This is a genomic window from Bradyrhizobium sp. Ken01 (assembly GCF_055807355.1).
In genome coordinates, this window is record NZ_JBVVPC010000015.1 from 113,191 (window position 1) to 130,076 (window position 16,886).

At 63.5% G+C, this 16,886-nt stretch carries 16 protein-coding genes; 4 read left to right on the forward strand and 12 right to left on the reverse strand.

Annotated elements, in window-relative coordinates; all coding sequences use genetic code 11:
• Positions 1-204: 204 nt before the first annotated feature.
• Genes AC0L3S_RS17055 through AC0L3S_RS17085 form a run of 7 tightly spaced genes read right to left on the reverse strand, consistent with a single transcriptional unit; the run spans position 205 to position 6,723 of the window.
• The gene (locus AC0L3S_RS17055; RefSeq protein WP_473280012.1) at positions 205-1,410 is read right to left on the reverse strand and encodes a phosphopentomutase; all 1,206 of its coding nucleotides are present in this window, start codon (positions 1,408-1,410) and stop codon (positions 205-207) included.
• A complete protein-coding gene (locus AC0L3S_RS17060) occupies positions 1,398-2,351 on the reverse strand; it encodes a glycoside hydrolase 5 family protein (protein ID WP_473260171.1) in 954 nt (317 codons plus the stop codon). The genes AC0L3S_RS17055 and AC0L3S_RS17060 overlap by 13 nt, the downstream gene beginning before the upstream one ends.
• On the reverse strand, positions 2,348-3,115 hold the full coding sequence (locus AC0L3S_RS17065) for a TIGR04290 family methyltransferase (RefSeq protein WP_085348979.1): 768 nt from the start codon (positions 3,113-3,115) through the stop codon (positions 2,348-2,350). Before AC0L3S_RS17065 ends, AC0L3S_RS17060 begins: the two co-directional genes overlap by 4 nt.
• Positions 3,112-3,921: a nucleotidyltransferase family protein gene (locus tag AC0L3S_RS17070; protein ID WP_473280015.1), complete on the reverse strand. Its 810-nt coding sequence runs from the start codon at positions 3,919-3,921 to the stop codon at positions 3,112-3,114. The genes AC0L3S_RS17065 and AC0L3S_RS17070 overlap by 4 nt, the downstream gene beginning before the upstream one ends.
• Before the next feature lie 2 nt (positions 3,922-3,923).
• Positions 3,924-5,027 carry a CgeB family protein gene (locus AC0L3S_RS17075; RefSeq protein WP_473280017.1) on the reverse strand — a complete coding sequence of 368 codons (1,104 nt, stop codon included), beginning with the start codon at positions 5,025-5,027 and terminating at the stop codon, positions 3,924-3,926.
• Positions 5,024-5,623, reverse strand: a complete 600-nt coding sequence (locus tag AC0L3S_RS17080; RefSeq protein WP_473280019.1) for a histidine phosphatase family protein — start codon at positions 5,621-5,623, stop codon at positions 5,024-5,026. Before AC0L3S_RS17080 ends, AC0L3S_RS17075 begins: the two co-directional genes overlap by 4 nt.
• Positions 5,623-6,723: an inositol-3-phosphate synthase gene (locus tag AC0L3S_RS17085; protein WP_473280021.1), complete on the reverse strand. Its 1,101-nt coding sequence runs from the start codon at positions 6,721-6,723 to the stop codon at positions 5,623-5,625. Before AC0L3S_RS17085 ends, AC0L3S_RS17080 begins: the two co-directional genes overlap by 1 nt.
• A gap of 370 nt (positions 6,724-7,093) precedes the next feature.
• On the opposite strand from AC0L3S_RS17085, the gene AC0L3S_RS17090 reads away from it, so the two are divergent.
• A complete protein-coding gene (locus AC0L3S_RS17090) occupies positions 7,094-7,381 on the forward strand; it encodes a hypothetical protein (protein ID WP_473280024.1) in 288 nt (95 codons plus the stop codon).
• A gap of 38 nt (positions 7,382-7,419) precedes the next feature.
• Complete coding sequence (locus AC0L3S_RS17095; RefSeq protein WP_473280026.1) at positions 7,420-8,346, forward strand: glycosyltransferase family protein; 927 nt, start codon at positions 7,420-7,422, stop codon at positions 8,344-8,346.
• Here AC0L3S_RS17095 and AC0L3S_RS17100 read toward each other — a convergent pair.
• From AC0L3S_RS17100 to AC0L3S_RS17110, 3 genes are all read right to left on the reverse strand, one after another.
• A complete protein-coding gene (locus tag AC0L3S_RS17100; RefSeq protein WP_473280028.1) occupies positions 8,312-9,094 on the reverse strand; it encodes a Crp/Fnr family transcriptional regulator in 783 nt (260 codons plus the stop codon). The two genes, AC0L3S_RS17095 and AC0L3S_RS17100, sit on opposite strands and share 35 nt — an antisense overlap.
• Before the next feature lie 291 nt (positions 9,095-9,385).
• Positions 9,386-10,387 (reverse strand): alpha/beta hydrolase, encoded by a 1,002-nt coding sequence (locus AC0L3S_RS17105; RefSeq protein ID WP_473280030.1) that lies wholly within the window; start codon positions 10,385-10,387, stop codon positions 9,386-9,388.
• Between the two features lie 15 nt (positions 10,388-10,402).
• A complete protein-coding gene (locus AC0L3S_RS17110) occupies positions 10,403-11,338 on the reverse strand; it encodes an MBL fold metallo-hydrolase (RefSeq protein WP_473280032.1) in 936 nt (311 codons plus the stop codon).
• 230 nt (positions 11,339-11,568) lie between these two features.
• Between AC0L3S_RS17110 and AC0L3S_RS17115 the strand changes: the two genes are divergently transcribed.
• Positions 11,569-12,513 (forward strand): LysR family transcriptional regulator, encoded by a 945-nt coding sequence (locus AC0L3S_RS17115; protein WP_473280034.1) that lies wholly within the window; start codon positions 11,569-11,571, stop codon positions 12,511-12,513.
• Positions 12,514-12,593: 80 nt separating this feature from the next.
• Here the strand turns inward: AC0L3S_RS17115 and AC0L3S_RS17120 are convergent, their stop codons facing one another.
• The gene (locus AC0L3S_RS17120) at positions 12,594-12,986 is read right to left on the reverse strand and encodes a RidA family protein (protein ID WP_473260655.1); all 393 of its coding nucleotides are present in this window, start codon (positions 12,984-12,986) and stop codon (positions 12,594-12,596) included.
• A 271-nt stretch (positions 12,987-13,257) separates the two neighbouring features.
• Here AC0L3S_RS17120 and AC0L3S_RS17125 point away from each other — a divergent pair, with 271 nt between their 5' ends.
• Positions 13,258-15,579 carry a molybdopterin guanine dinucleotide-containing S/N-oxide reductase gene (locus AC0L3S_RS17125; RefSeq protein ID WP_473280036.1) on the forward strand — a complete coding sequence of 774 codons (2,322 nt, stop codon included), beginning with the start codon at positions 13,258-13,260 and terminating at the stop codon, positions 15,577-15,579.
• 85 nt (positions 15,580-15,664) lie between these two features.
• Here AC0L3S_RS17125 and AC0L3S_RS17130 read toward each other — a convergent pair whose 3' ends face one another.
• On the reverse strand, positions 15,665-16,648 hold the full coding sequence (locus AC0L3S_RS17130; protein ID WP_473280065.1) for a helix-turn-helix domain-containing protein: 984 nt from the start codon (positions 16,646-16,648) through the stop codon (positions 15,665-15,667).
• Positions 16,649-16,886: the final 238 nt, after the last annotated feature.

Below are 16,886 nucleotides of genomic sequence, written 5' to 3' on the forward strand. Positions count from 1 at the left end.
CGCTCCGTGCCGCCGTGAGATCGATCCTGCGGGATCAATCCGTGATGAGAATGAAAGCGCGCTGCTGTTCTGGTCGGGCGACCGGCGCGCCAGTCACATTTGGGAGTAGAAGCGATGCAAGGAATGTTCGTTCCTGCGAAACCTACAAACGAAAATTTCTCTAACCTGGATCAATAACCCAGGTGAATCCGCCGATGCAGCGAGCTAAAAATGCACGCCGTGAGCCGGCGCCTGCAGTTCGAGATGGCTCGCGACCGTCGCGCCGATGTCCGCAAACCCGGAGCGCTTGCCGACCGGAGAAGTTGACCGCGCGCTCCACGCCAAAATCGGCACTTGTTCCCGGGTGTGATCGGTACCGCTCCAGGTCGGGTCGCAACCATGATCGGCCGTGATGATCAGGAAATCATCCTCGCGCAGGCGATTCAGCAGATCCGGAACGCGCGCATCGAAGGTTTCGAGTGCCGCTGCATAGCCCCCGACATCTCGGCGATGGCCGTACAGCGTGTCGAAATCGATAAAATTTGCGAACAAGATCCCGCCCTCTGCAAGAGAGGCCAGCCCATCGAGCGTGGCATCGAACAGCGCCTGGTTGCCATCGCCGCGCAGGTTCCTCCCGGTCCCGCGATGGGCGAATATGTCGTCGATCTTGCCGATCGTGACGATGTCACGGCCTGCGCTTTCGGCAAGATCGAGGATTGTCCACTCCGGCGGCGGAACGGAAAAGTCCTTCCTGTGCGCTGTCCGCTTGAAGTCACCTGCGGACGCGCCGATGAAGGGACGTGCGATGACGCGCCCGATGTTGAGGGGATCGATCAGTCGGCGGGCAATGCGGCAGACCTCATAGAGGCGTTCGAGTCCGAACGTCTCTTCGTGCGCTGCGATCTGAAACACGCTGTCGGCCGATGTATAGCAGATCGGTTCGCCCGTCCTGACGTGACGCTCGCCGAATTCGGCGATGATCTCTGTGCCGGAGGCGTGACAGTTCCCGAGGATGCCGGGCAATCGAGCCTGTTCGCACAGGCTCTCCACCAGGTCGCGCGCGAAACACGGCTTGGTTCTTGGAAAATAGCCCCAGTCGAATGGCACCGGCACGCCGGCGATCTCCCAATGACCGGATGGCGTGTCCTTGCCTTTGGAGATCTCGCTCGCGCAGCCAAATCGCGCATGCTCAGGACGGCCATCGAGCCCCGGCGGTACGCGCCCGGTGGCGAGACGGCAAGCCTGGCCCAGGCCGAGCGCAACCAGATTGGGAAGCCGAAGCGGCCCCTCCCGGCTTGGTCCGTCGGCAGTGCCGGCCATGCACATGTCAGCAATGTGGCCGACGGTATCGGCACCCTCGTCGCGGTAGTTGATGGCATCGGGCGCGGCGCCGATCCCGACGGAGTCCATCACCAGGATCAGGGCACGCATGTCGGCTCCGAGATGGCCGGGCGCGAAGACGCTGCGGACGGCGCGAGCCCGGTTTTCGCGCAATAGCGTTCGACCATCTGTGCGCAGAAATCCGCGAACTCGTTCACGTCGAGGGGCGGGCTGGTGTGATGAGGCTCGATACCCCGATGTTCTGGGGTGAAGCAGAAGGTCACCGTAACCTGAAACTCGGCCAGCGCGTCCATCTGCCGATCGAACCAGGCGAGCGCATTGGGACGGAAGCTGTCGGCCCAGGACAAGCCGGTCCTGAGATGCTGCACCCCGAGCCGGCGCATCCAGCGCACGGCGTCATTGAGGCGGTGGTCCTCGAAGTGAAACCACTGGCACAAGCCCATCGCAGGTGCATATTGGCTGAACAGGCCCGCGGCAGCTTTCGGCGTGCCGTCCTCGCGCAGCAGCCCCATGTGGAAATGCCGGTAGTAGGAGGAGCCTTCAGCTTCCTTGTGCCGCGTGGTCGCCTCCCAGCTCGAAGGAAGATCGTACAGGCTGTACCAGTGAATTCGCGGCGCCCGGCCAGTCAACAGCTCGGCGGTCCGCGTCAGTCCCCAGGCCTGCACCTCCTCGGCACCGAAGGACGAGACTCCCACCTCAGTGACCCAGACCGGCAGCGGGGTGACCGCCTTGATCTCGTCGAGCTTCACGGGCCATTCCGCGATCTGCCACAAGTTCCAGTCCAGCGGAAAGCCGTGCACGGCCACGGCATCGACATGATCGAGCACGCCGCGAGCCTGCATGTTGCGCAGGAAGGACGGATCGATTGGCGACATGCCGCCGAGCACGCGCGGGAGTGTGGGATGCGCGCTGCGGATCGCCTTTCCGGCAGCGAGCGCCAGGCTCGCGAACATGGCCCAATCCGGATCGATCAGGATGTCCCAGTGCGACTTGTTGTTGGGCTCGTTCCAGATCTTGGCGGCTTCGATCATCGACCGGTCTCCCGCGACGGATAAACCGGACCTTCCGCCTGCGGCCTTGTCACCCGCTTGCAGAGATAGACTTCCTCTTCCGGATGCGCGGCAATCGCAAAGCCAGCGCTGCGCAGCATGGCTTCGGCGCAGGCGCGGTTCGGCACCCACCAATTCGTGGGGTCGTCAGCATATTTGTTCTCGATGAAGTGCAGCTTTGGATAGCCCGGGGAATCGAACTGATCGGTGGTCCAGAAGTCGTAGTTCTTGTCGAGGGAATCCACGCGGCTGTCACCGCGCTGCATCGATTGGAACAGCAGGAGATCGCCGGCAACGTGCTCGTGGATCAGGTCGAGTGCCAGTAGAGGGTGCCGCAAGTGGTAGAGCACCCCCATAAAGATCACGAGATCGAACTTTTCGCGCAGCTGTCCGACATCATAGGCTGACATCTTGCGGAATTCGATCCTGAGCCCGTTCACCTCAGCCGCGAAGCGGGCTTGCGCGAGATATTCGTCGTCAGTGTCCAGGCCGAGGACGCGCTCGGCGCCGCGCCGCTTCATCTCCATGGCGTAGAAACCGGCATTGCAGCCGATGTCGAGCACAGTCTTGCCTTCGAGGCGGTCCGGAATGATCCCGGAAAAGCGGCGCCATTTCACGTTGGGATAGTCGCCGAGAAAGTGTGAAGGCGCTGTCGGCACGCCGTTGAGGTCCAGATTGTGAAACCATGGCCCGAGCGCATCGACGCGCTGGCGGATTTCCTCGCGGGAGAGGGCGCCTCTGCTCATGCGGTCACTCCATTGTTCATTGTGTGGGCCGGGCGGGCTGCCTCCGGCGAACCGCCGGCCAGCAGTCGAAAGCGTCCGTTCCCGGCGGAGCTTTCCGCGAGCAACGCCATTGCCGTCCGGTAGCCGTCGATGGTGCCGACGTCGACATAGGATTCGCCAGCCTTGACGCCGAGACCCTGGCCGCCGGCCGCGATGTAGGCATTGACGAGTGTCCCGAAATATTCATCCCGGCGCTCGCGCTTCGTCCACAGCGACTGGAGCTCGCGAAATCCGTTGCCGGACATCTTGAAGGCGCCCCATATCCATTTCGACGCCGCATCCGGCCGCTTGACCTGGATCTCCGTGACGCGATCGCCATCGAGCACGACGGCATCGAAGAACTCGGGGTGTTCGACCGGAAACAGCAGAAACGACAGGTCAGCGGGCGGCAATGCCTGCAAGGCCGTCTTTGGGAACCAGACGGTGTCCGGAAGTCCGACCAGGATGTCTTCGTCGTGGCCGACCACAGTGCCCGCCCTGAACACGGCATCGCAGAGCCCCGACGCATCGGGCTGCACGACATAGGCGAGCTGGGCGCTGCCATAATGATCGCCGAAATATTCGAGGATGTCCGATTTGCCGGGGGAGATCACGAAGCAGATCTTGTCGGCCCCCCCAAGGATCAGCCGCTCCAGCAGATATTCGGAGACCGCGCACGGACGGTCGATGCCGTCGTCGCGTTGGCTTCCGACCGGAAGCAACTCCTTGGAGAAGGCGAGCGGCTGGATGCGGCTGCCGCGGCCCGCGGCCGGAACGATGCCCCACATGATCAGGCCTCCTCGGGTTGCTGTCGGCGCGCGCCGAGGGATGCCGTCTGCTCGAGCAGCGAAATCAGTTCGGCTGCACGCTTGTCGGATGTGTGCTGATCCATGGTCCGTTCGTATGCGCGCCCGGCGATGTGCTGAAGTTCGGCGTCGGCCATCGTCAACGCAGCAAGCGTGTCCTTCGCATCGCGTGCGATCAGGATTTCCTGGCCGGGTACAAAGAATTCATCGAGTCCCGGCCAGTCGTCGCTGAGGAGCGGGGCCTTGCAGGCAGCAGCTTCGAACAGGCGGCCGGAGGGGCACCAGCCCATCTCCGCCATGGCCCGGCGCGTCACGTTGAGTGTCAGCCGGGACGACGCAAAGAACGACGCGTGCTCCGACGGCGGCAAGTGCTGCACGAAGTAGATGTTTGGCGACCAGGGAAAATCTTCCGGGTATTGTGCACCCCCGATCAGGAAACGGCGATCCTGCCTGTTACGTGCGGGTTCGACGAACAGAGCCTCGAGCGCGCGCTGGCGATCCTGCGAATATGTGCCGAGATAGGACAGATCCGCACGGTAATGCGGCCGCGACGGCACGGGCCGATGGATGTCCGTATCGACATGGCCGTAGAGCGGGCGGACATTCCAGGCGCCGAGCCTGTCGCGAAATTCGTTGCAGATGCGGGAACCGCCGGTGAAGCTCAGGACCAGCGCGAAATCCCGCAAGCCGCGCGCTCCGATATAGGGAACGGCCTCGCCGGCCATCAACTTCGCAAGCGTGACCGGCGTGTCGAGATCGTAGAACACGGGCACCGCGCGCCCCTCGGACAGGACGAGCTCCGTCGCGGCGATCGCGTCGGGACAATAGGAGGTCACGATCGCGACATCGGCATCGCGAATGTCGCTGCGCGCCGAAGGAAGCACATCGTCCCAGTTCGTAAACAGTCGCAATTGGCCGCCGGGCAGTTCGTGCAAATCCCGCGCGCCGGCGTAGTAGGGCACGTCGCGCTCGAAAAAGACGACGCTGTGGCCGGCTCGCGCGAGATGCTTGCAAAGCCCTCGCCACAAGGTGGCGTGACCGTTGCCCCAGGACGAGGAAATTGTCAGGCCGAAAATGACGATCTTCACGCTGGCACCCGCTGATTGATCCCGGTGATCTTGAGTCCGCGATTGTCCACGCTGAGGGTGCTGACGCTGCCGGGGTCGATCTCGATCGAGAGGAAGTCGTCGAGCTCTTTCCGGGAATAGTGCAGCAGCGCCGCGCGGATCGGTTCGGCATGGCTGACGGCGACGACGACGGTGCCGCTACTATGATCATTGCGCAGCTGCTCCAGATGGGCGACGACGCGCTTCTGGAGCGATCGCATGCTTTCGCCGCCCGGCGGACGGTTCGTTCCGCGTTGTTCGTTCCAGCGCGACCATCGGAGGTCCCGGGCGAGCGCCTCGAACGACAGTCCGGTCCATTCGCCGTAGTCGAGCTCGTCGAGTGCCGGCACGATCTCGACCGGCAAGCCGAAATGCGCCGCCAGGATACAGGCCGACTGCATGCAGCGCCGCTGCGGGCTCGACTGCACCATGCTCGGCGGCGGCGTGAAGGTATCGGCGCATCGCGCGATTTCCTCGCAGCCGAGATCATCGAGTTCTACGCCCTTCATCCGGCCGCAGAGCATGCGGCCGAGCAGGGCATGATGCCCATGGCGGATCAGATGAATGATCTTCGCCATCAGGTGTACGCCTTGTCGTCGATGAAGGCGCGGGTCCGTCGCCCGGCCTCCTCGTCCGTGAACTGCTGAGGCGGCGACTTCATGAAATAACTCGAGGGGCCCGTCAGCGCGCCGGCCTGCCCGCGGTCCATGGCAAGCTTAGCGCAGCGGACCGCGTCGATTACGACACCCGCCGAGTTCGGGGAGTCCCAGACCTCGAGCTTGACTTCCGCGCTCAAGGGCACACCGCCGAACGTCGTGCCCTCCAGGCGGATAAAGGCCAGCTTGCGGTCGGTCAGCCACGGCACATGGTCACTCGGGCCGACATGGATATTGTCGGCATCCATGGGCACGTCGAACTGGCTGGTCACGGCCTGGGTTTTGGAGATCTTTTTTGATGTCAGCCTTTCGCGCTCGAGCATGTTCTTGAAATCGGTGTTGCCGCCGACATTCAGCTGGTAGGTTCTGTCCAGCCGCACGCCGCGTTCGCGGAAGAGATTGGCGAGCACACGGTGCAGAATGGTGGCGCCGACCTGGCTCTTGATGTCGTCGCCGATGATCGGCAGACCTGCATCCTCGAAACGCCGCCGCCAGTCGGGATTTGAGGCAATGAAGACCGGGATGCAATTGACGTAGCCGCAGCCGGCCTCGATCGCGCGCGCGGCGTAAAATTCGCTCGCGCGCTGCGAGCCGACGGGAAGATAGGACACAAGCACGTCCGTGCGCGACGTCGCGAGCACTTCGGAGACGTCCGCTTCCGGAACATCCGCAATCGGGACGTCGTCCTTGAGATAATGGCCGACGCCGTCCATGACCGGGCCGCGTTGGACCACGACGCCGGTGGGCGCAACGTCGGAGAAGCGGTGCGTGTTGTTCGGCGCTGCGAAGATAGCCTCGGCCACGTCGCGTCCGACCTTACCGGCATGGACGTCAAAGGCCGACGCGACCTGAATGTCGCTGATGTGGTAGCCGCCGAGATCGGCGTTCATCAGCCCAGGCACCGGCTCATTCGATTTGGCGTCCCGGTAGTAGGAGAGCCCCTGAACGAAGGAACTCGCACAATTGCCGACACCGACGATGCCGACGCGCACGCGCCGCCTGTCCTGAAGACGAGAATGCATGGATCTAGGCCCTCCGGAAGACGTGCAGCGTTAAGGCATGCAGTGTTGAAGACGTACAGTTTTGAAAGCTTACAGTGTTGACGTAAGTACGTCGGCGAACGTGAGGAACGTATGTTCGTTCCTGAACTCACGGCACTATGTCCGCCTCACGTCGGATTCCGGCCAAAAAAATTTCGCCCGCTTAACCTGGGATAGAATCCCGGGCAGTTTGGCGGGAACGAAAAGCTTCCATGATGAAGATGAAGAAGATGATGCTTTGAGAGAGTCCGATCTACGAAAGAACAAATCCTCGCGCCCGGCGTTCACGGCGAAACAGTCTGACGCGAGGGCCGATCCGTCGCTCGCTCCTTGTCAGCAATCGAGGTGTCACATGTCATCCAAATCACAAACCAGCGAAGCCCAGCAGACCACCAGCCATGACGTGATCCGGAAATGGGCGGAGGAGCGCGGCGGAAAGCCCGCGACCGTCAAGGCTACCGAGGAGGACGGACACGCCGGCATCCTGCGCATCGATTTCGATCCGCCCGACGAAGGTCTCGACCGGATCAGTTGGGACGAATTCTTCGCCAGGTTCGACGAGACCGGCATTGCGTTCCTTCACCAGGACCGCACCAAGGACGGCAAGGTGAGTCGCTTTCACAAATTCGTGCGTCGTTGATCGGATCACCGCGGGTGTCAGGCGGTTGGACGGAGGCGATGCGGGCAGGCGACTTCGAACGCGCCTGGACGATCAGCGATCGCGACCTGACGATGCTTGCGTATCCACCCAAGCACACCGGCCCGCGTCATCTCCAGCGGATCTGGCGCGGCGAGGAGCTGAGGGGCAAGGATGTGCTGGTCCGCTGCTACCACGGGCTCGGCGACACCATCCAGTTCCTGCGCTTCATGCGACCGCTCCGCGATCTTGCGCGCAGCGTCACTGTGTGGTGCCAGAGCGAGCTTCTGCCGCTGGTTGAGCGAGCGGCTGGCGTCGATCGTGCCTTTGCGCTCCACGACGGTGCACCTGACATCGACTTCGAGGTCGATATCGAGATCATGGAGGTGCCGCATGCCATAAGGGCGAGGCGGGAGCACGTCGAGATGCGTGCACCTTACGTATCGCTGCCGCCGGCGATCGAGCTACCACTGCCACAAGGTCTTGCCGTCGGCCTGGTTTGGGAGGTCGGCAATTGGGACAAGCGAAGGACGGTCCCGCCGTCCCTGTTGGGGCATCTTGCCGTTCCCGGCGTGACGCTCTACTCGCTGCAACGCGGGGCCGGAACGCGCGAACTGGCCGAGATCGGCGCGAAGGACGTCAGTACGCCTGACATTACGGTTCTCGGTCATCTGCTCCAGCGGCTCGATCTGCTCATTTGCGTCGACACCATGGTGGCCCATCTCGCGGGAGCCCTCGGCGGTGACGCGTGGGTCTTGTTGCATGGGGATTGCGACTGGCGCTGGCCGTCATCCGAGTCCCATTCCCTTTGGTATCCAAGCCTGCGGTTGTTTCATCAGAGGACACCAGGCAATTGGGATGACGTCATTGGGGAGGCGCGGGAGGCCCTGATTGCACGCTCCGCAAGTCTCCAAGGTGTCGCCCGAGAGAGGCTCAAGCGAGCGCAAGGTCCGCAGCAAGTGGCCTGAGACGCGTGGCCGACGCATCGTCGCGGCTGGACGGAATGCCCAGGTAAGTCGGATCGAATCTTGCGAGCCGCACGAGTCCCGGCCAGTCCGTGATCGTTACCGTCTTACCCTGCCATTGCAGGAGATTGCATCGTCGCAGTTCCTGAATCGTGCGGTTGGCGTGGACCGGGGAGATGCTGCATGCTGCCGCAAGATCCGATTGGGTAAAGGGTGACGGCAGCCTGAGATCTCGCGCCAAGCCGACACTTTGCAGGCGGGTGGTGATCTCGCACAGCAGATGCGCCACGCGCGTCAATGCATCACGGCTGCCCAGGTTCACCGTCCAGTTGCGCTGAATGGCGTGGCTGGTGAGCAGCATCAGCAGCAATGCGCGAGACATCGCGGGCGAACGCGCGGACAACTCGTGAAAGAAGCGGTGTGGCACGAGAGCGACGATGGCAGGGCCAAGCGCGATCAGGTTGCCGTCAACGCGAGGACGATAAAGCGTGTGTAGATCAGCGATGTCACCGGGAACATGGATTGACGTGATCTGCCCGTCCGCACTCTCTGCATCCTGCCAGGACAGATATCCCTGGAGGAGCAGACAGCACTGGGTGGCATCATCGCCATGCCGCAAAACGGCCTGGCGCGAACTGAGATGCGCGATTGTGCTTGCCATGTCCGCGAGCAGGTGGAGATCGTCGGCCGTTACGGGAGTGAGGCTCGCCAACCGGTCGGCGAGCTTGGAGAACGCAAATCCTGCCTGCATTGGTCGCCTAACAACTCAGAACCCGTCCCCAATCTGATCGATGAGAACGACAGAGCGCATTAAACTTTGATAGTTTCACTCCATGCGGGTCATTGTTTGTCTGCCCAGCATGCGCCCGGAACTCGGAGGGACCATCGGTCATACGTTCCGGAACAGTGGACGGCGCATGCGATCGTCCCCACGGATCGGACGTTTCGGGAACCGGAAGCGCGAGGAGCGCCTCCGTTCGGTCGGGGGGAGTATCAGGCGAAACCCCAGTGATTTCGCGGCGGGATCTGCGCGAAGATCGCGCTACTTGTGCTCATACTGTTCCGAGAGAAACTGGTTAATCGCGTCGAACGCCTGCAACCGGTTCTTCTCCAGCAGAACCATGTGCGTGCCTTCGCCGATCTCTACCCATCGCCGATATCGTGCGTGTTTCAGCGAGAGGAAAAAGTCCTGTGCCGAGTCGATGGGCACGTCCCGGTCCCATTCGGCGTGGACCAGGAGCACCGGCACGCGAATGTCGCTGGGCTCGTAAAGGGCCTTGCCGGCGGCCCAGTATTCGCGGATGTCCAGGATCGGGCCGTTCACGGCACGCATGAGCGAACGAGCTCCTGCGCTGGCCTGCGGGTCTGTCGCGAGCGAGATGTTCGCCCAGAGTTCGAAGCCGCCCGCTCGAATTAGACTTGATCGCGCTGCTACCGGTGCTGCCGAAAGCCAGCGCTCCCCGAAGTCCAGAACAGGGACGTGGCGATAGGCCCCGAGGCGGCCGCCCGCATCGATCGGAGCCGGGCCCTTCAGCAACCACAGTGGCGCGACCAGCGCGAGCTTTGCGACCTTGTCGTTATTGCCTGCCGTGTAGGCGCCGGCCACAGAGCCGCCCCAGGACATCGCGACCAGATTGAGCTGCGTGATGTTGCGCTGCTTCAGGATGTATTGGACTGCGCTGGCGAGGTCACGCACGCCGACTTCGGTGCGCACGAGCGGCTCCGACTCCTCCGGTGGTGCGTCCATTTGGGGCGGACGCGTCGATCCGCCATAGCCGCGCACGTCGAGTGCAAAGACGTCGTAACCATGCCCCGCCAGATGATCCATGAAGGAGATGCCGCCGAGCGGCACGTCGAACAGGCTTTCGGACGAATAGGTCGCGCCGTGCATCATCAGGATGGTTCGCTCGGCGGAAAACGTCGTGCGCGTCGCCTGTCGCTTGTTGCGCAAGTGAAGCGAGATGCCGGCCGTATCGCTCGGGATCATGAGATCCTCGACCACGATGTCGGGCCTCTCTGCCTGCGTGTAAGTGTGCTGGTCCATGATCGGTCTCCTTGATCAGAGGAATTGCCAGGCGAAGCGATCGCCGCAGCGGTCGATGCGTCCGACGGACGATTGTGCGAAATGGGTGGTGAAGACGGTTGCGCCAAGCTCGGCTGCGTCCTCGAGGACGGCGGCGCGCGAGCGCAAGGCGGCCTCAGGGAATTCGCAGAAGCAGGAATTGAGCGAAGGCTCATACACCTGCAACGGATGGTGCATCACGTCGCCGGCAAAAAGCGCCTGCTCGCCGCGCGATACGAGACGGATCGACGCGTGATCGATGCTGTGGCCGGGCGTCGGGATGAAAGAGATGCCGTCCAGGACCTCCTCACCATTCACGGAGATGAGCTGGGCAAGCCCTGCCTCGATCACCGGCCGCACGCTGTCGTCATAGACGCGGTCGGCCGGCTTGCGCGCCGCCGGGCCGAGCGCCGGGTCCGGGCGGGCTGCCCCTGTGGGCTCCGTGCCCGCTGCGAGGCTCTCGCCATAGGCCTGCTCGATCCCGGAGAAGACGTAAGTCGCGTTCGGGAATGTCGGAATCCAGCGACCGTTGACCAAGCGCGTGTTCCAGCCGACGTGGTCAGCATGGACATGCGTGAGCAGAACGTATTCCACCTGTTCCGGAGTGACGCCCGCCGCCGCCAACCGCGCCAGGAACGGCTCGTTCAGACGATGCAGCGGCGGGATGTCGGGCCGGTTCTTGTCGTTGCCGGTCGCCGTATCGATCAAAATCGTGTGGTGCGGGGTTTTGACCAGCCAGCTGTGGATGCTCTGAATGAAGGTGCCGGTTGCAGGATCGAAAGAGCCTGGCTCCAGCCGGTCGCGATGGCGCTCCAGCGCATCCGGCTCGGCGTCAGGATAGAGGGCCTCGAACTTGAATGCGGCAAGCCGCAACTCATCGATCCGCGTGACGGCTGCATCGCCGATGCGATAGGTTTTCATCGCATGCGTCATCAAGGTCCTCCTCCAGGTCGTGGCTGAGCCGGCCTGATTGCCAGCGCCGCGGTGACCGGGAAGTACGAAGCGAACCACGCCGCCGGGAGGGCCGTGGGTTTGATAGGTCCCATCGACCCCGTCGATATCGAAAAGGCGGTCAGCCCAGCTTTTCAGGCCGCCGTTTTGGCTTTACCTCTCTCGTCGCGGCTCGTCCGGCCGCGATCATGTGCTTGAGCGGGGGAAGACCGATGCCGGATGCGGAACGCGGTCCAGGTCGACCGGCCGACGACACCGATCTCGCCGAGATCGACCTTGGCCTATTGCTCGCCCTGGAGGCTCTGCTGCGCGAGCGGAACGTCACGCGCGCGGCGTCGCGCCTGAACATCGGTCAGCCGGCGCTATCGGCTCGGTTGAACCGGCTGCGACAGGTCTTTGCCGACCCGTTGTTCGTGCCCGCGGCGGCGGGCCGCGGCGTGGTGCCGACGACCAGAGCGGTCGAGCTGCAGGCGGAGCTGGCGGACGTGCTCGGCAAGCTCCGTCGCATGGTCGAAGGGCCGGCCGCATTCGACCCTGTCCACAGCCAGCGCACCTTTGTCGTTGCCATCCACGAGAATCCAGCCGTGACCTTGGCGCCCGGATTCGTCGCGCGGTTGACCTCCACGGCTGCACGGGCGCGGCTGGCCTTCGTCCATCCCACGCGCGACGTGGTCGATCGGCTTGAGCGAGGCGAGATCGACATTCTGGTGACGGGGGCTGACGGCGCACACGGCGATCTGATGCAGCGCCCGCTTTTCGAGGACAGCTTCCTCTCCGCCCAGCGCAAGGGTCATCCCCGCGGCAACAGCGCGCTCGATCTCGATCGCTTTTGTGCGCTCGATCATCTGCTGATCTCTGCCGACGGCGGCGGCTTTTCCGGGCTGGTCGACGACGCGCTGGCTGCGCTTGGCCGTTCCCGACGTGTCGCCGTCTCGATTCAAACCTATGCGCTGGCGCCGGTCATCCTTGCGCAAAGTGACTGTATCTGCACCCTGCCGCGACGCTTTCTAATGCGATTTTCCCACGAGCTCGATCTCACGCCGCCGCCGCTCGATCTGCCGCCAGCGCGTATCGTTGCGCTGTGGCATCCGCGCAATCAGGAGGACGGAGCTCATGCTTGGCTACGCGAGTGCCTGTACCAAGCGGCCGCCTCCTGATTCGACTTGCCTCAACCGCAACAGGTCACGCATTTGGGCTTGATGATCGTCGGGACTCTCAATCAGCGGCTCCCGTGCCACTATTGTCGAGCGGCGATGGCTGTGATCTCGAGTTTGACGCCGGGACCGAGATCGGCGACGCCGATTGCGGCGCGCGCCGGCAGATGAGCCTCTGCAAAATGCGCCTTCCAGGCCGCATTGAACTCCGCCTTCTCCTTGAGGCTCGTCATGTAGATGGTCACCTGCAAGACGTTGCTCAAATCGGATCCGAGGGTCTTGAGCAGCTGCGCCAACTGCCCGAGGACGTCATTTGCCTGGCCCGACATGTCGAGGCTCGTGTCCTCTGGGACGATTCCGCCTATGTAGAGCACGCCATGATGCTCGACCACTTCGTGGAGCAGACCTTCGTAGGGCAAGACGCGCTTGATCATGATGGGACCGATGTTGTGTGTGACGGGCGGCATATCGCACATTTCAATGTCAGTGTCGTCGCAAAGAGATCTCGCGCCAAGTCTCACCGAAAGACGGACCGCGCGGCTCTGAATGCAACCGACTAAAGCGTTGAAAATAAAAGCACAAACTGGTCGAAAATCGTCTGCGAACGTTCGTCAATCTGTCTTTGCACGAGCGCCCGGCATTTTCGCCGGCCCTGACCCGACGACATCGAAGAGCGGATCGCTATACTGCCACCCGGATGACATCGGTGCGGCCGGGACCGTGCCGACCGGAACAAGGAATGCAACGATGGACGATGCGATTGGCTTCCCCGACCCCGGGCTCGACCTGTCCGACGGCTTCAAGCCGCACACCTCGCATTGGGGCGTGTTCTCGGCACGTCAAGGCGAGGCCGGGCTCGAGGTCAGGGCGTATGCGGGCGACCCCGATCCGAACCGCATCATCGACAATTTTCCCGGCGCGCTGCGCCATCAGGCGCGCATCACCCAGCCGGCGATCCGCCGCGGCTGGCTCGAACGCGGTCCCGGTCCCGACGATCGCCGCGGCCGCGACGAATTCGTCTCCGTCAGCTGGGAGAAGGCGCTCGATCTGCTCGGCGACGAGCTGGCACGCATCCGTGACACACGCGGCCCCGGCGCGGTGTTCGGCGGTTCCTATGGCTGGTCGAGCGCGGGCCGCTTCCACCACGCCCAGAGCCAGGTGCATCGCTTCCTCAACATCGCCTTGGGCGGCTATGTGCGCTCGGTGAACTCCTATTCCTCCGGCGCGTCCTCGGTGCTGCTGCCGCAGATCCTCTGCGGTTACGAGGACATCACCAAGCGCAACGTCACCTGGGAGCAGATCGCGGCTGATACCGACATCGTGCTGGCGTTCGGCGGGATGGCGCTGAAGAACTCGATGGTCGCAGGCGGCTCGATCAGCAAGCATGTCGAGCGCGGCGCGATGGAAGCTGCGCGCCGCCGCGGCTGCGAGTTCATCCTGGTCAGCCCACTGCGCGAAGACCTGCCCGTCGAGGCCGGCGCCGAATGGATGACATGCGTGCCCGGCACCGACACCGCGCTCATGCTCGGCCTTGTTCATACGCTGTTCGCGGAAAACCTGCACGACCAGGCTTTCCTCGATCGCTACACCGAGGGATGGCCCGTCTTCCTGCGCTATCTCACCGGTGAGAGCGATGGCCAACCCAAGCACGCCGAATGGGCCGCCGCGATCTGCGGCGTCGACACCGACACAATCCGCAATCTGGCGCGCCGGCTTGCCGGCAAGCGCGCGCTCATCACCGTCTCTCATTCGCTCCAGCGCGCCGAGCATGGCGAACAGCCGGTGTGGATGGGCATGGTGCTGGCGGCCGCGCTCGGCCAGATCGGCCTCTCCGGTGGCGGCTACGCCTATTCGTTGGGGGCGATCGGCTATTACGGCCGCCGCGTCAACGACGTGCCGGGACCGACATTGGGGCAGGGCCGCAACGCCGTCCGCGATTTCATTCCGGTGGCGCGCATCGCCGACATGCTGCTCAACCCGGGAAGCAGCTATCGTTACAACGGCGAGACGCGCACCTATCCGGATATCCGCCTCGTCTACTGGGCCGGTGGCAATCCCTTCCATCACCACCAGGACATCAACCGCCTGCGCAAAGCGTTTGCGAAAGTGGACACGCTTGTGGTGCACGAGCTCGCATGGACTGCCACGGCCCGGCATGCCGACATCGTGCTGCCCTCGACCATGACGCTCGAACGCGAAGACATCGGCTATTCCAGCAACGATCCCCTGATGGTCGCGATGCACCGGATCGCCGAGCCGTTCGGCCTTGCGCGCGACGACTACGAGATCTTCGCCGATCTCGCCGACCGCCTCGGCGCGCGCGAACCCTTCACGGAGGGGCGGACGTCACGTCAGTGGCTGGAACATCTTTATGAGCCGACCCGCGCCTCGCTCGAAGCGCGCGGCCTGGAGGCGCCGAGCTTCGAAGAGTTCTGGCGGCGCGGCAGCCTGGTCGTGCCGCAGCAGCCCGACGACGGCGGCCGGCTGCGCCGCTTCCGCGGCGATCCCGTCAATCAGGCTTTGCCGACGCCGAGCGGTCGCATCGAAATATTCTCTGCCAAGATCGCGGGTCATGGCGATGCGGATTGCCCGGGCCATCCGGTCTGGCTGGAGAAGTCCGACATGCCCAAGCCGGGGGCGCCGTGCTTCCTGGTCGCCAACCAGCCGGTGACGCGTCTGCATAGCCAGCTCGATTTCGGCGGCCATTCGCTTCAAAGCAAACATCGCGGCCGCGAGGTCGCGCGCATGAACCCGCAGGACGCAGACGCGCGCGGGATCAAGCACGCCGACATCATCCGGCTGTTCAACGCGCGCGGCGCTTGCCTCGCCGCGGTCCACGTTACCGACAGCATCGCGCCCGGCGTGGTCCAGCTGCCGACCGGCGCCTGGTACGACCCGATGGACCCCGAAGACGATGCACCGCTCTGCGTGCACGGCAATCCGAACGTGCTCACCCGCGACGTCGGCACCTCGTCCTTTGCGCAAGGCTGCACCGGCCAGCTCACGACAGTCGAGGTCGAGAAGTTCACCGGCAATCTGCCGCCGATCCGGGCTTTCGATCCTGTGTAGAAAAAAGGGGGGGCCGCCCTGTGTGGGTGCAGGGGCGGCCCCGAGTGGCTCGCAGGCCCGGGAGGATGAGGGCGCGAGCGAATGCTTACGCGGCTGCGCCGATCCAGTCCCTCTCCGTAGAAGGACGACGCGGAGGGAGTGCTTGCACCTCTCGCCGTCCGCCCTTGTTGGCGAGACGCCAGCGTGCCGGGGATTGATCGCTGATGCGCTTGAAGACGGTCGAAAAATGCGCCTGCGTGCTGAAGCCGACCGCCAGCGCGATCTCCGCCAGCGGCCGTTCGGTGGTGGCCAGCAGCGTCTTGGCCTGCTCGATCCGGTGGTTGAGCAGATATTCGCGGGGCCGGTAACCGGTCGCGACGCGGAACTGCGCCGCAAAGTGCATTCTGGACAGGCCGGCGACCTTGGCGAGTTCGGACAGGCTGATGCAGCGGTGGAAATGATCGGCGACATATTGCTCGACGCGCCGTAGCCGCCATTTCGGCAAGGCATTGACCTTGGCGCGTGGCAATTCCAGGCGCGCGAGATGCATCGCGAGGGTTTGGCCAATGCAGCGCGTAAACTCGTGGTCCGCGGCGTCGCCAAGTTCGATCAGCGCCTTTGCAAGCTCGGCTGCGAGCGGATCGCGCAACAGGACGAGATCATTCAATCCCTCGGTCCCGGAAGATTGCTCCTGAAATTGATCCGCGGAAATGTGAAAGTGCAAGAAGGCGCATGGCGACTGGAACTGCACGGCGAGGGGCTTCGACGGCGCGGTGAGATACAGTGTGCCCGCGGGCATGGTCCCGTCAAAAATGACCTGGCGATCCCGGATGAGCTTCGCGCGCGTGGTCCTGAGGGCGATGCCGACGAAATAGCGATCCTCAGGCGTCGTCGCTGCGTGCGACGAGGTGCTCCGCGGGTCTTCCCACCGCGAGATCGCGATGTCCTCAGCCGCCGCCCCCGCGCGCGGATCGATCTCACGCCATTGACGCTCCCGAATGATCGCTTGTGTTGCCTGGGGAATCTCGCAATCCCCCGAGGCGCCCGGAAATTCAATCCAGGCATCACCTGCCTGCAAATTGGTCAACATCATTCGTCCTCTCCGGGCTTTCTCTGCTGTTTGCAACCAGCAAACGCGCAAAGCCCTGCTTTCCATGCTGAGAGGATAGGCGTGAGCCGACCTGCAAGCTCGTTAGTGGTGATTAGGATGTGTTAGTTTTTGTGGGAGCGCATCGGGTGCGGCATCCCGTCTCAGGAAGCGCCGTTTTTGTACAATTTATCAGATGTTTGCGCATCCCCGACGCGCCTCAGGAGAGCGCCGGTCACCG

What these genes read in the sequence shown, in the direction of transcription:
- AC0L3S_RS17055 (WP_473280012.1), bottom strand. Translation starts at nt 1,410, where the DNA reads ATGCGTGCCCTGATCCTGGTGATGGACTCCGTCGGGATCGGCGCCGCG.
- AC0L3S_RS17060 (WP_473260171.1), bottom strand. Translation starts at nt 2,351, where the DNA reads ATGATCGAAGCCGCCAAGATCTGGAACGAGCCCAACAACAAGTCGCAC.
- AC0L3S_RS17065 (WP_085348979.1), bottom strand. Translation starts at nt 3,115, where the DNA reads ATGAGCAGAGGCGCCCTCTCCCGCGAGGAAATCCGCCAGCGCGTCGAT.
- AC0L3S_RS17070 (WP_473280015.1), bottom strand. Translation starts at nt 3,921, where the DNA reads ATGTGGGGCATCGTTCCGGCCGCGGGCCGCGGCAGCCGCATCCAGCCG.
- AC0L3S_RS17080 (WP_473280019.1), bottom strand. Translation starts at nt 5,623, where the DNA reads ATGGCGAAGATCATTCATCTGATCCGCCATGGGCATCATGCCCTGCTC.
- AC0L3S_RS17085 (WP_473280021.1), bottom strand. Translation starts at nt 6,723, where the DNA reads ATGCATTCTCGTCTTCAGGACAGGCGGCGCGTGCGCGTCGGCATCGTC.
- AC0L3S_RS17090 (WP_473280024.1), top strand. Translation starts at nt 7,094, where the DNA reads ATGTCATCCAAATCACAAACCAGCGAAGCCCAGCAGACCACCAGCCAT.
- AC0L3S_RS17095 (WP_473280026.1), top strand. Translation starts at nt 7,420, where the DNA reads ATGCGGGCAGGCGACTTCGAACGCGCCTGGACGATCAGCGATCGCGAC.
- AC0L3S_RS17100 (WP_473280028.1), bottom strand. Translation starts at nt 9,094, where the DNA reads ATGCAGGCAGGATTTGCGTTCTCCAAGCTCGCCGACCGGTTGGCGAGC.
- AC0L3S_RS17105 (WP_473280030.1), bottom strand. Translation starts at nt 10,387, where the DNA reads ATGGACCAGCACACTTACACGCAGGCAGAGAGGCCCGACATCGTGGTC.
- AC0L3S_RS17110 (WP_473280032.1), bottom strand. Translation starts at nt 11,338, where the DNA reads ATGACGCATGCGATGAAAACCTATCGCATCGGCGATGCAGCCGTCACG.
- AC0L3S_RS17115 (WP_473280034.1), top strand. Translation starts at nt 11,569, where the DNA reads ATGCCGGATGCGGAACGCGGTCCAGGTCGACCGGCCGACGACACCGAT.
- AC0L3S_RS17120 (WP_473260655.1), bottom strand. Translation starts at nt 12,986, where the DNA reads ATGTGCGATATGCCGCCCGTCACACACAACATCGGTCCCATCATGATC.
- AC0L3S_RS17125 (WP_473280036.1), top strand. Translation starts at nt 13,258, where the DNA reads ATGGACGATGCGATTGGCTTCCCCGACCCCGGGCTCGACCTGTCCGAC.
- AC0L3S_RS17130 (WP_473280065.1), bottom strand. Translation starts at nt 16,648, where the DNA reads ATGTTGACCAATTTGCAGGCAGGTGATGCCTGGATTGAATTTCCGGGC.